Below are 13,068 nucleotides of genomic sequence, written 5' to 3' on the forward strand. Positions count from 1 at the left end.
ATGCCGGGCGGCGGCTTCGCCCTGCCCGGCCAATACCTTCCTCAACACCGGAACCGCTATGTCACACACACTTGCACTCCATCCCGTGAAAAAACGGGATGCGATATTCCTTTGGGTTTTGTTTGGCTGGCTGGCGTTCGCCCTGCTGCCAAGCTGGAGCCTGGATTACGGTCTGCTGGAGTCCACGCGCGATGAAATCGTCGCGGCCTACGGCTGGTCACAGTTCAATATCAGCTGGCTGTGGTATCTGTTGCCGAGCCTGCTGCTGATTCGTCCATGGCAGGAAGCGGCGCGGGAGCAGCGCGGCCGCCACTACCTCGACGCGGGCTGGGCGCTGTTATGTATGGCGTTTATCGTCATCAGCGCCACCGTTGAAGGTCGTGGGTTAGGCTACGCCACCATCGTGCTGTTTGTCGCGCTGGGCGCTATCATGACACTGGCGCTCACCCGCCTTGAATGGCTGGGCGGCGACCGCTTTGTGATTGGTTCGCTGGTCACCATCGTCGCGTTAATTGGCGTCTTTATCGTCTGGCCGAGCATCGCCATTTTTATCCCGATGTTCACCAACGACGCCGGCGAGTTCGCGCCGCTGGCGTTTATGGCCGTGCTGTCGCAGGCGCATATTGTCCAGGTGATCCTCAACTCCATCGCCCTGTCGATTGCGGTAGGCATCGGCTGTACCTTCTTCGGGCTGGTACTGGCGATTTACACCACCCGCATCGCCAGACGCAGCGCCGTTATTGGCCGCATCTTCTCGATTCTGCCCATCGTCACCCCGCCGTTCGTCGTCGGCCTCGGCGTAACCCTGATGATGGGCCGTTCCGGCTATGTCACCGAGTTTATGGTGGAGTGGTTCGGCTTAACCAACACCAACTGGCTGTACGGGTTTACCGGTATCTGGTTAGCGCAGGTGCTGGCCTTCACCCCAATGGCGTTTATGATCCTCGACGGCGCGATTAAGACTATCCATCCGTCGCTGGAGGAGGCGTCGTACACCCTGCGCGCCAGCCGCTGGCAGACCTTTAACGGCGTCTTCGTCCCGCTGCTGAAACCGGCGCTGGCGAATGCGTTTTTGATCGTCATCGTCCAGTCGCTGGCCGACTTCAGCAACCCGCTGGTGCTCGGCGGCAACTTCGACGTGCTGGCAACGCAGATCTACTTCTACATCACCGGTTCACAGCTCGATTATCAGGCGGCGAGCACGCTGGGCGCGTTCCTGCTGCTGTTCTCCCTGCTGGTGTTCTGTATTCAGTATATGTGGATCGGCAAGCGCTCCTACGTCACGGTCTCCGGTAAGTCCTATCGCGGCGACGTGCAGCCGCTGCCGGTGACCCTGGTGTGGAGCGTGATCGCCATTCTGGCGGTGTGGGTAGCCTTCAACGCCCTGCTCTACGGCAGCATTTTCTACGGCAGCTTCACCGTCAACTGGGGCGTGGACTACACCCTGACGCTGGATAATTTTATCAAGTTGTTCGGTCAGGGCATGAGCGACGGGGCGTGGCCTTCGCTACTCGACACCCTGCTCTACGCCGGGATCGCCGCGCCGATCACCGCCGCCTTCGGCCTGTTGATCGCCTGGGTCGTGGTGCGCCAGCAGTTTAAGGGCAAAAAGACCATCGAGTTCACCACCATGCTGTGCTTCGCGGTACCGGGCACCGTGGCGGGCGTCTCCTATATTCTCGCCTTTAACAGCGCGCCGGTGTACCTCACCGGAACGGCGGCGATTGTGATTATCTCAATGGTGATGCGTAACGTGCCGGTGGGCATTCGGGCGGGCATTGCCGGCTTAGGCCAGATCGATAAATCGCTGGATGAAGCCTCGCTCAGCCTGCGCGCCGGAAGCCTGCGCACCATTACGCACATTCTGCTGCCGCTGCTGCGCCCGGCTATTTTGTCGGCGCTGATCTACAGCTTTGTGCGCGCCATTACTACCGTCAGCGCCATTGTGTTCCTCGTGACGCCGGATACCCGCGTGGCGACGGCCTACATTCTGAACCGCGTGGAAGACGGCGAATACGGCGTGGCGATCGCCTACGGTTCGATTCTGATCGTGGTGATGCTGGCGATTATTTTCATCTTTGACTGGCTGATCGGGGAAGCGCGTATCTCCCGTTCAAAAGCCAAAAACCAGGCGTAATGGAGCGCACTATGAGTCAGAAAAATTTTGTTGAGCTGCGCAACGTCACCAAGCGATTCGGCAGCAACATGGTTATCGACACTATCAATCTCACCATTCCGCAGGGGCAAATGGTGACGCTGCTCGGCCCTTCCGGCTGCGGTAAGACGACTATTCTGCGCCTGGTGGCCGGGCTGGAAAAACCGAGCGAAGGACAGATTTTCATTGATGGTGAGGACGTTACCCATCGCTCGATTCAGCAACGCGACATCTGCATGGTGTTTCAGTCTTATGCCTTGTTCCCGCACATGTCGCTGGGGGATAACGTCGGCTACGGTCTGAAGATGCTTGGCGTGTCGCGCAGCGACGTGAAAGCGCGGGTGAAAGAGGCGCTGGCGATGGTGGATCTGGAAGGATTCGAAGACCGCTATGTCGATCAGATCTCCGGCGGTCAGCAGCAGCGCGTGGCGCTGGCGCGCGCCCTGATCCTCAAGCCGAAGGTGCTGCTATTTGATGAGCCGTTGAGTAACCTCGACGCCAACCTCAGGCGCAGCATGCGCGATAAGATCCGCGAACTGCAAAAACAGTTTGATATCACCTCGCTGTACGTAACCCACGATCAGAGCGAAGCCTTTGCGGTTTCCGATACCGTGCTGGTGATGAATAAAGGTCATATCATGCAGATCGGCTCGCCGCAGGATCTTTACCGCCAGCCCGCGTCGCGCTTTATGGCGAGCTTTATGGGCGACGCCAACCTGTTCCCGGCCGCCTTCAGCGAGGATTTTGTCGATATTTATGGCTATCGGCTGCCGAGACCGCTGCATTTTGCCGCCCAGGGCGAAGGCAGCGTCGGCGTACGTCCGGAGGCGATTACCCTGAGCGATCGCGGCGAGGAGAGCCAGCGCTGCACCATCCGCCACGTGGCCTATATGGGACCGCAGTATGAGGTGACGGTGGAGTGGCACGGGCAGGAAATTTTGCTGCAGGTGAACGCGACGCGGCTGCAGCCGGATGTCGGCGAGCAGTATTACCTCGAAATCCACCCGTACGGGATGTTTGTGCTGGCCGATGCGGCGTAACGGATGCCGGGTGGCGGCTTACGCCTTACCCGGCCTACGGTTCGGATACCTTGCCGGTCGGGTAAGCGCAGCGCCATCTGCGCATGGGAGTTCGGATACCTTGTAGGCCGGGTAAGCGCAGCGCCACCCGGCGCCCACTCAGCGCTGCGCGTTCAGCTCAGCAATATCCTTCGGCGTCGTCCGGCAACAGCCGCCAATCAGCTTCGCCCCTGCGGCCAGCCATCGAGGTAAATATCCCGCCAGCGTTTCACACGCTTCGCCGTGGTGATGCCAGGTTTTGCTCACCGGGTCATAATGCTCGCCGGAGTTGGGGTAGACCACCAGCGGCAGCGCCGTCAGGCTATGCAGATGCTCCAGCGCCGCGGTGGTCTCTTCCAGCGCAATACAGTTAATGCCCAGCGCCACAATCTGCGGGTAGTTTGCCAGTATGGAAATCACTTCCCGCAGCGGCGTCCCGTCGCTGAGATGCTGCGCATCACGCAGGGTAAACGAGAACCACGCCCGCGCACGAGGATAGGTACTCAACAGCTCAGCCAGCGCCTTAATCTCGGCAAAGCCGGGCATGGTTTCACAGGCCAGCAGATCGGCCCCGGCGTCGAGCAGCGCTTCCACCCGCGGACGGTGGAACGCCTGAAACTCTTCGTGGCTACGGACATAATCGCCACGATACTCCGAACCGTCCGCCAGGAACGCGCCGTACGGCCCGACTGAACCGGCAACCAGCAGCGTGCCCGCCTGCGGGTTCTCCGCCAGATACGCTTCCCGTGCCTTGCGCGCCAGTTCAACGCTTTTACCGATCAGCGCCTTCGACTGCGCTTCATCCAGCCCGCGGGCGGCAAACCCCGCCGGAGTAGCCTGATAGCTGGCGGTAATCGCCACCTGCGCACCGGCGCGAAAGTAATCCAGATGGACTTCGCGGATAAGTTCCGGGTTGTCGACCAGCACTTTCGCCGACCACAGGCTGTCGGCAAGATTGCAGCCGCGCGCTTCCAGCTCCGTCGCCATCGCGCCGTCCAGCAAAATAAAGGGCTGTGCGTCCAGGATGGCGGTTAACGGATTATTCTGCGACATGTTGAGGCTCCTGGGTCAATGCCCGTGAACGAGTCAGGTAGTACGCACCATAACACAGGGCGACGAACGGAATCCCGCACCACAGCGCAATTCTCTGGCTGGGGTCAAAGGCGAGACCAATGCAGGCCACCAGACACAAAATAAAGCCCAGCACCGGCACCAGCGGGTACCACGGGGCGCGATAGTGCAGTTCGCTCAGCGCTTTCCCCTGCTGGAGGTGGCGGCGGCGGAACATAAAGTGCGATGCGCAGATGCTTAGCCAGACCGCCACCACCGCAAAGCCGGAGATAGCCGACAGCGCAACAAAGACCGTATCCGGCGCCACCACGCTGGAAAACAGCGCCAGTACGCCGCCCAGCATACTGACCGACAGGGCGATCAGCGGCACGCCGTTCTTGTTGACTTTGGCAAAACAGGCCGGCAGCGTCTTTTCATTCGCCAGCGACCACAGCATCCGCCCGGAAGCATACAGCCCGGAGTTGGCCGCCGAGAGAATGGCCGTGAGGATCACAAAGTTAAAAATGTCCGCCGCATAGGGGATACCCACCTTCTCGAACACCAGCACAAACGGGCTTTTTTCCACCCCCGCCTGCTGCATCGGGATCAGCGCCGCCAGCACAAAAACGGTGCCGATAAAAAAGATAATCAGCCGCGCGATGGTCGTGCGGATAGCGACCGGGATGACCTGATGCGGGTTTTGCGTCTCGCCGGCGGCAATCCCGATAAGCTCAGTACCGGAGAAGGCGAAATTCACTGCCACCATGGTCATCAGAATCGGCAATCCACCGTGGGGGAACCAGCCTTCGGCGGTGATGTTGTGCAGACCCGGCGCCGGTGAACCATCCTGCATAGGAATAAAGCCAAAAATGGCGGCGCCGCCAAGAATAATAAAGGCAATGATGGTGACGACTTTCACCAGCGAAAACCAGAATTCACCTTCGGCGAAGAAGCGTGTGGAGATGACGTTAAGGCCAAAGATCAGCGCGCAAAACAGGACGCACCAGATCCACACCGGCACCTGCGGAAACCAGTACTGCATGCAAAACCCGGCGGCGGTGAAACTTGAGCCCAGCGCCACCGTCCAGGTCAGCCAGTAGAGCCACGCCACGGTATAACCGGTCGCCGGACCGAGATAGCGTGCGGCATAGACGTGAAAAGCACCGGTTTCCGGCATCGCCACCGACAGCTCGCCCAGACACTGCATCACCAGCCAGACCACCAGCGCGCCGATCAGATAGGCCAGCAGCGTACCCGCCGCGCCGGTCGTGGAGATGATATACCCGGTATTAAAGAATAACCCTGTGCCAATGACGCCACCCAGCGACAGCATAATCAGATGACGCGTCTTCATGGTGCGCTTTAACTGCCCACCTTCTTGTTGTGTTGTTTGCATATTACCTTCTAAACGTATGGACATCTAAACATCCAAAGAGGGTCTGTTATACCCTGACGATGGCTAAAATGCAAAGCGTGCTGCACCATCCCGTCGCGCGATTGCCCCGTCTTTTGCCCCATTTTTGTTCATCTTGTGCCGCCGGGTGAAGCGCAGACGCCAGCCCTGTTCTGGCATCCTCTTTGCAGCGTCCTGCTCATCTTCATCTGGCGAGGCAGCGAATATGACAGGGCACACCACGACATTAAAAAGAACGCTCGGCAGTTTCCGTTTATGGGGGATCGCCGTCGGGCTGGTCATCTCAGGCGAATATTTTGGCTGGAGCTACGGCTGGTCGCAGGCCGGGACCTTGGGCTTTATGATTGTGGCGCTGGCGATTGCCGCCATGTACTGCGCCTTTATCTTTAGCTTTACCGAGCTGACCACCGCCATTCCGCACGCGGGCGGCCCCTTCGCTTACGCCTACCGCGCATTCGGCCCGACCGGCGGTTTTATTGCCGGTTTCGCCACCCTGATTGAGTTTGTCTTTGCCCCGCCGGCGATTGCCATGGCGATCGGCGCCTATCTTAACGTCCAGTTCCCGGCGCTGGACCCTAAATGGGTCGCCTGCGGCGCCTACGTGGTCTTTATGACCCTCAATATTCTCGGCGTCGGTATTGCCGCCACCTTTGAGCTGATCGTCACCCTGCTGGCGATTTTCGAACTGCTGGTGTTTATGGGCGTGGTGGCGCCGGGCTTCTCATGGAGCCACTTTACCGCCAACGGCTGGGCAGGCGCAGAGAGTTTCAGCGGCCTGGCGCTGCCGGGAATGTTTGCCGCGATTCCCTTTGCTATCTGGTTCTTTCTGGCCATTGAAGGCGCATCGATGGCGGCCGAAGAGGCAAAAGATCCGCAGCGTACCATCCCACGCGCGCTGGGGGGCGGGATCCTGACCCTCACCGTGCTGGCCCTTGGCGTGATGGTGTTTGCCGGCGGCGTTGGCGACTGGCGCACCCTGGCCAACATCAACGACCCGCTGCCGCAGGCGATGAAAATGGTGGTCGGCACCAGCAGCGGCTGGCTGCATATGCTGGTGTGGCTGGGTCTGTTCGGTCTGGTGGCTTCGTTTCACGGCATCATCATGGGCTATTCCCGGCAGATCTACTCGCTGGCGCGGGCGGGCTATCTCCCTGCCGGTCTTGCCACTCTCAACCGTCGAACCCGCACGCCGCATCTGGCAATCCTCGCCGGCGGCGTGGTTGGCGTGGCCGCGATTTTCTCCGACTCGCTGATTACCATCAGCGGGATGCCTCTGACCGCCTGTATCGTCACCATGTCGGTATTTGGCGCTATTGTTATGTATATCACCTCGATGGCGGCGCTGTTTAAGCTGCGCCGCAGCGAGCCAAATTTGATTCGTCCGTTCCGCGCGCCGCTCTACCCGTGGGCACCGGCGTTCGCCCTGGCGATGGCGGTACTCTGTCTGGTGGCGATGGTCTGGTATAACCCGCTGCTGGCGCTGATTTTCGCGGCGATGATGCTGGGAGGCTATCTGTGGTTTCGCAAAACCGCGTCCTCCCGCGAGCGTGCGCCGGCGGATCCACAGCTGCGCATTGTCTCCTGAGGAGGCGGCATGTATAAAACAACGCTATCGGGCCAGGTCTGGCGCTTTGATAGTCTGAAGACGTTAATGGCGAAGGCCTCTCCGGCGCGCTCCGGCGATGCGCTGGCGGGCGTGATCGCCGAAAACGCCGAAGAGCGAATGGCGGCAAAAATCGCGCTGGCGGAGGTCCCGCTGACCGAGATTCTGGCCAATCCCCCGATCCCATATGAACAGGATGAGGTCACCCGGCTGATTATCGACACCCACGATAGCAGTGGATTCGCCGCTATTCGCCACCTGACGGTCGGGGATTTTCGCGACTGGTTGCTGGATGACGCGACCGATACCGCCACCCTGCAACGGGTCGCGCGGGCGATAACGCCGGAAATGGCGGCGGCAGTCAGCAAACTGATGCGCAATCAGGATCTGATCCTCGCCGCCAGCAAGTGCCAGGTCATTACCCGTTTTCGCAATACGATCGGGCTGCCGGGTCATCTTAGCGTCCGCCTGCAGCCCAATCACCCGACGGATGACATGAAGGGCATCGCCGCCAGCATGCTTGACGGCCTGCTGTACGGCGCGGGCGATGCGGTGATCGGCATTAACCCGGCAAGCGACAGCCTGCCGGTGCTGGCGCAGCTCAACCAGATGCTCGACGATATTATTCAGCGCTTCGCCATCCCCACTCAGTCCTGCATTCTGACCCACGTCACCAACACCCTGCAGCTGATTGAGCGCGGCGCGCCGGTCGATCTGGTGTTCCAGTCGGTGGCGGGAACCGAGGCGGCCAACAGCGGTTTTGGTATTAATCTGGCCTTACTGCAGGAGGCGCGTGAGGCGGCGCTAAGCCTGAATCGCGGCACCCTCGGCAACAACGTGATGTATTTCGAAACCGGCCAGGGAAGCGCCCTCTCCGCCAATGCGCATCACGGCGTCGATCAGCAGACCTGCGAAGCGCGCGCCTATGCCGTTGCCCGCCATTTTGATCCGCTGCTGGTCAATACGGTGGTCGGTTTTATCGGCCCGGAATATCTCTACGACGGTAAGCAGATCATCCGCGCCGGTCTGGAGGATCACTTCTGCGGCAAGCTGATGGGGCTGCCGATCGGCTGCGACGTCTGCTATACCAACCACGCCGAAGCGGATCAGGATGATATGGATACTCTGCTGACCCTGCTGTGTACCGCCGGGCTGACGTTCTTAATCGGTGTGCCGGGCGCGGACGATATTATGCTCAACTATCAGAGCACCTCCTTTCACGATGCGCTGTACGCCCGTCGCTTACTCGGCCTGAAACACGCCCCGGAGTTTGCCGCCTGGCTGACGAAAATGCGCATTATCGACCCGGATGGCACCCTGCGTCTGACCGATGCCCGCCATCCGCTGCTGTCCGTCCTGCCGCAAGGAGAACCGGTATGAATCCCCCCGACGCCTGGAACCCGCTGCGTGAATTTACCGATGCGCGCATTGCGCTGGGGCGCAGCGGCGCCAGCCTGCCCACGCGCGAAGTGCTCAATTTTGGTCTGGCTCATGCCAGAGCCCGGGACGCTATTCACCGGCCGTTTGACAGCGAACAGCTGGCACCGGGGCTGGCGGAAATGGGGCTCTCCTCGCTCACGGTACGCAGCGCCGCCGGCGATCGGCATATTTACCTTAACCGTCCGGATCTCGGGCGCCGACTGGATGAGGCCAGCCGCGCCGATCTCGCCGCCAGCGGCGTGCGCCCGGCGGACCTGCTGCTGGTAATTGGCGACGGGCTCTCCTCGTATGCCGTGCATCGTCAGGCTCTGCCGCTGATCCGCGCGCTGCTGCCCTATCTACACACGCTGGGCATAAGCCTTGCGCCGGTCGTGCTTGCCCATCAGTCCCGGGTGGCGCTGGGGGATGATATTGGCGAAACGCTGAAGGCCAGGGCGGTGGCGATATTAATCGGCGAGCGGCCGGGGCTCTCTTCGCCGGATAGCCTTGGCGTCTATCTCACCTGGCAACCGCATCGTCAACGGCTGGAGTCGGAGCGTAACTGTATTTCGAATATTCGCCCGGAGGGACTGAGCTATGATGCCGCCGCCTTTAAGCTGGCGTGGCTGCTGGAGCAGGCTTTTTTACGTCGTCTGACCGGCGTGCGTCTTAAGGATGAGAGCGATAACCCGGCGCTGCATGGCAAGGTAAGACCGCTGGGGATGGCACAGATTTAAAGCCGCTGGAGGCTGCGGCATGGCATCCCGCTCGCCGCAACCTCCAGCAGCCTCGCGCTACACAAAGCACACCTCGTTCCAGTAGGCTTCACGCGTCCAGCGTCGCTCAGTATGTCTTATCATGACGGAACCACCGTGTTTCAACATTGCCGATATCCACGCCGTAAAGGCTGGCGACCGGCAATATTGCCTCCATCATTCGTTGGGTATCCTGCTGCCCGGCTTCACCGTTAGATAAAAAAGCCAGCCAGCGCGTTAATCGTTGCCATAGAGCTACTTTCATTTTTCCTCCGTCGGGAAGCGATTTGCCTGACCGTATTTCAACCACAGATGGCCCGAGCCTGGAAATATCAATTCCGGGTTTTCAATCCCGGAAGATGCATATCATCCCGCTGGTCACGTCGGCAAATACCCATGCGCTCTCTAAGTTCTTTTTTGCTATAGATAAGAACTTTTTCTTCTTTGCCGGAGACGGTCGGTTTGTGGGAGCGTGATAAGCACAAAACAAAAACAGGGATTCAGGGGAAATAATCATGCGCATTGCAAAAACGAAAATCGCGCTGGCGCTGGGTGTTCTGGCGCTGACCGCACAGGTTCAGGCAGACCAGCTGGCGGATATTAAAGCCGCCGGCGTGGTGAAAGTCGCCACCTTCGACGCCAACCCGCCGTTTGGCTCGGTCGACCCCAAAACTCACCAGCTGGTGGGCTATGACGTCGATTTCGCCCAGGCGTTGGCAAAATCGCTTGGGGTAAAACTGGAGCTGGTCGCCACCAACCCGGCCAACCGGATCCCGCTGCTGCAATCCGGGAAGGCCGACCTGATCGTCGCCGACATTACCATCACGCCGGAACGTGCGCAGGTCATTGATTTTTCGACCCCGTATTTTGTTACCGGCCAGCAGTTCCTCGTGCCGGTCAAATCTGCCGATCGGCTCGACAGCTATAGCAAAGCACGGATCGGCGCGGTTAAAGGCACCACCGGCGAACAGGCGCTGCATCAGCGTTTCCCGCAGTCTCGCGTGCTCTCCTATGACGATATTCCGCTGGCGCTGACCGCCCTGCGTAACGGCAACGTCCAGGCCATCACCCAGGACAGCACCATTCTCGCTGGCCTGCTGGCAGAGGCGCCGGACAAAGCTAACTTTAAAATCATCCCCGATTTGCTGAGCAAAGAGGAGATCGGCGTTGGCGTCAAGAAAGGCGAACCGGCGCTGCTGAAAGCGGTCAACGACGAGCTGGTCAATCTGGAAAAATCGGGCCAGGCCGCCAAAATCTATGATGTCTGGTTTGGCCCTGCCACCAAAACTCCACAGCCGCGTGCGTTTACCATAGAAGCTAAATAATATGTTATCGGGTCTGTTTTCACGCTCCGCGGCTTCGTCCGCGGATTTTTCGCATTTGCAGCGTGCCAGTATTGAATTTCGCCAGACGGCAAAACGCTACGGCGACCATCAGGTACTCAACGGCATCAATCTGCAGGTAGAACCCGGGGAAGTAGTCGCGATCCTCGGGCCATCAGGATCGGGAAAATCAACGTTGATCCGTCTGATCAATCAGCTCGAAACCCTCAGCGGAGGCGAGATTCTGATCGACGGCAAACCCACTCGCCACCTCACGGACAGCGCGCTGCGTCAGCTACGCAGCCGCGTGGGCTTTGTTTTCCAGCAGTTCAACCTCTATGCCCATCTGACGGCGCAGGAAAATATCACCCTGGCGCTGGAGCGCGTGCACGGCTGGGAAAAAGCCGCCGCGCGCGAACGCGCGCTGGCGCTGCTGCAACAGGTCGGGCTGGAGGATAAAGCCCGCCAGATGCCGGCCCAGCTCTCCGGCGGCCAGCAGCAGCGCGTGGCCATTGCCCGCGCCCTCGCCTCGTCGCCGCAAATTATTCTTTTCGATGAGCCCACCTCGGCGCTCGATCCGGAAATGATCGGCGAAGTGTTGCTGGTCATGAAGAAGCTGGCGCACAGCGGCATTACCATGGTGGTCGTGACGCATGAGATGCAGTTTGCTCGCGAAATTGCCGACCGGGTGGTGTTTATCGACGGGGGCGATATTCTCGAAGTGGCGCCGCCGGCGGACTTTTTCGCCCGGCCACAGCATGCCCGCACGCGGCGTTTTCTGCAAAAGGTGCTCAATCCGCTGCACCAGGAGAGTCTCGAGTGAACCCGGTTCTCGACTGGCACGGCGTGCTGAGCGGGCAGCCGCTGCAGTGGATCATCTCCGGCTTTCTGACCACCGTGTGGGTCAGCCTCGCCGGGATGATCCTGGCTACCGTCCTGGCGGTACTGCTGCTGGCGCTGCGCTTAGGCGGCGGCCGCGCCGGACGCGGCCTGGTAGCCTGCTGGGTCTCGCTGTTTCGCAATACGCCGCTGCTGGTACAGCTGCTGTTCTGGTATTTCGCTGCCTGGAACCTGCTGCCGCTGACGGCGCGGGATTTCATCAATGCCGACCACGCCTGGTCCATTCTGCCGGGTAACGTCTGGTGGCTGACCCCGGAGTTTCTCTGCTCGATGTGGGGGCTGGGAGTATTCACCTCGGCATTTCTGGTGGAAGAGATCGCCTCCGGGCTGCGTGCCGTCAGTCACGGTCAGCGGGAAGCCGCTCTTGCGCAAGGTTTTACACCGTGGGGCGAACTGCGTCATATTCTGCTGCCGCAGGGGCTGGCGAACGCCTGGCAACCGATTATCGGCCAGTATCTGAACCTGATGAAGCTCTCGTCGCTGGCCAGCGGCATCGGCTTTGCCGAACTGACCTATCAGGTGCGGCAAATCGAAAGCTATAACGCCCATGCGCTGGAGGCCTTCGCCGTCGGCACGGCGCTGTATCTGGTGCTTGGGGTGGTGATGGGGATGGCGCTGGCGCGTCTGGGTCCGGGCGCCACGCAGCACAGGAGCGCACAGCATGAACGCTAATCTGGCGGTCATCGCCGATAACCTCGATTACCTGCTGTGGGGACGGCTGGCGGACGGCATTCCCGGCGGCGTGGCGCTGACGCTGATGATGGCGATCGGCGCCGCGGCGCTGGCGCTTCCTCTCGGCATTCTGCTGGCAGGCGCCGCCTGGCGCTATGGCGGGCTGGTGCGCCGACTGCTGTTCCTGTGGGCCGAGCTGATTCGCGGCATTCCGCTTATTTTCGTCATTTTTTGGCTCTGGTATCTGCTGCCGATGCTGACCGGGAGCGACCTGCCGGGGGCGGTAACGGTCACCCTGGCGCTGGCGTGGTTTACCGCCGCCTCGGTGATGCACTCGGTGCTGGCGGGGCTGCAGTCATTGTCCGCCGGACAGTTTGAAGCGGCACGAACCCAGGGATTTTCTGCCGGACAAGCGCTGCGTTTAATCCTGCTGCCGCAGGCGCTGCGCAATGTTCAGCCTTCACTGGTGGGGATTTTTATCAACCTGCTGAAAGATACGTCGCTGGCGTTTATTGTTAACGTGCCGGAACTCACCACCGTTGCCGGCCAGGTCAATAACCGGGTGCAGATCTACCCGCTGGCGATTTTTGTCTTCACCGGCGCGGTCTATTACCTGCTGTGCTGCGGCCTGAGCCTGCTGGCTAACCGTCGTTATATCCGGCGCAACGGCGACAGGCGTTACGCCCGCGGATAAGACACGGCGGCGCATTCGTGCGCCGC

12 protein-coding genes are annotated in these 13,068 nt (G+C 60.3%); 9 read left to right on the top strand and 3 right to left on the bottom strand.

The genetic code is table 11. From position 1 onward, the window contains the following. The first annotated feature begins 58 nt into the window (after window positions 1-58). Window positions 59-2,137, top strand: a complete 2,079-nt coding sequence (locus tag AC236I_RS19655; RefSeq protein WP_004858419.1) for an ABC transporter permease — start codon at window positions 59-61, stop codon at window positions 2,135-2,137. Window positions 2,138-2,148: 11 nt separating this feature from the next. Then, a complete protein-coding gene (gene fbpC, locus AC236I_RS19660) occupies window positions 2,149-3,195 on the top strand; it encodes a ferric ABC transporter ATP-binding protein (protein WP_004858415.1) in 1,047 nt (348 codons plus the stop codon). Between the two features lie 138 nt (window positions 3,196-3,333). On the opposite strand, the gene mmuM is transcribed toward fbpC, so the two are convergent. Both mmuM and mmuP read right to left on the bottom strand, forming a co-directional pair. Next, window positions 3,334-4,266 carry a homocysteine S-methyltransferase gene (gene mmuM / locus AC236I_RS19665; protein WP_004858411.1) on the bottom strand — a complete coding sequence of 311 codons (933 nt, stop codon included), beginning with the start codon at window positions 4,264-4,266 and terminating at the stop codon, window positions 3,334-3,336. Further along, entirely contained in the window at window positions 4,253-5,659 is a 1,407-nt protein-coding gene (gene mmuP, locus AC236I_RS19670; protein ID WP_004858407.1) for an S-methylmethionine permease, read from the bottom strand. Before mmuP ends, mmuM begins: the two co-directional genes overlap by 14 nt. 223 nt (window positions 5,660-5,882) lie before the next feature. Between mmuP and eat the strand changes: the two genes are divergently transcribed. Genes eat through eutC form a run of 3 tightly spaced genes read left to right on the top strand, consistent with a single transcriptional unit; the run spans window position 5,883 to window position 9,436 of the window. Next, the gene (gene eat / locus AC236I_RS19675; RefSeq protein WP_004858404.1) at window positions 5,883-7,262 is read left to right on the top strand and encodes an ethanolamine permease; all 1,380 of its coding nucleotides are present in this window, start codon (window positions 5,883-5,885) and stop codon (window positions 7,260-7,262) included. A 9-nt stretch (window positions 7,263-7,271) separates the two neighbouring features. Beyond that, entirely contained in the window at window positions 7,272-8,660 is a 1,389-nt protein-coding gene (locus tag AC236I_RS19680; RefSeq protein ID WP_180554054.1) for an ethanolamine ammonia-lyase subunit EutB, read from the top strand. Beyond that, complete coding sequence (gene eutC / locus AC236I_RS19685; protein WP_004858399.1) at window positions 8,657-9,436, top strand: ethanolamine ammonia-lyase subunit EutC; 780 nt, start codon at window positions 8,657-8,659, stop codon at window positions 9,434-9,436. Before AC236I_RS19680 ends, eutC begins: the two co-directional genes overlap by 4 nt. Window positions 9,437-9,542: 106 nt before the next feature. Here the strand turns inward: eutC and AC236I_RS19690 are convergent, their stop codons facing one another. Then, window positions 9,543-9,719: a hypothetical protein gene (locus tag AC236I_RS19690; RefSeq protein ID WP_015585065.1), complete on the bottom strand. Its 177-nt coding sequence runs from the start codon at window positions 9,717-9,719 to the stop codon at window positions 9,543-9,545. A gap of 250 nt (window positions 9,720-9,969) precedes the next feature. Between AC236I_RS19690 and AC236I_RS19695 the strand changes: the two genes are divergently transcribed. From AC236I_RS19695 to AC236I_RS19710, 4 genes are read left to right on the top strand one after another with little or no spacing between them, the layout of a single operon-like run. Then, window positions 9,970-10,779: an ABC transporter substrate-binding protein gene (locus AC236I_RS19695; protein ID WP_004858392.1), complete on the top strand. Its 810-nt coding sequence runs from the start codon at window positions 9,970-9,972 to the stop codon at window positions 10,777-10,779. A 1-nt stretch (window position 10,780) separates the two neighbouring features. Beyond that, window positions 10,781-11,599: an amino acid ABC transporter ATP-binding protein gene (locus AC236I_RS19700; protein WP_487608596.1), complete on the top strand. Its 819-nt coding sequence runs from the start codon at window positions 10,781-10,783 to the stop codon at window positions 11,597-11,599. Beyond that, window positions 11,596-12,348: an amino acid ABC transporter permease gene (locus AC236I_RS19705; protein ID WP_004858385.1), complete on the top strand. Its 753-nt coding sequence runs from the start codon at window positions 11,596-11,598 to the stop codon at window positions 12,346-12,348. The genes AC236I_RS19700 and AC236I_RS19705 overlap by 4 nt, the downstream gene beginning before the upstream one ends. After that, complete coding sequence (locus AC236I_RS19710) at window positions 12,338-13,042, top strand: amino acid ABC transporter permease (protein ID WP_004858383.1); 705 nt, start codon at window positions 12,338-12,340, stop codon at window positions 13,040-13,042. The genes AC236I_RS19705 and AC236I_RS19710 overlap by 11 nt, the downstream gene beginning before the upstream one ends. Window positions 13,043-13,068 lie beyond the last annotated feature (26 nt).

Source organism: Klebsiella sp. Sb-30 (genome assembly GCF_057652795.1).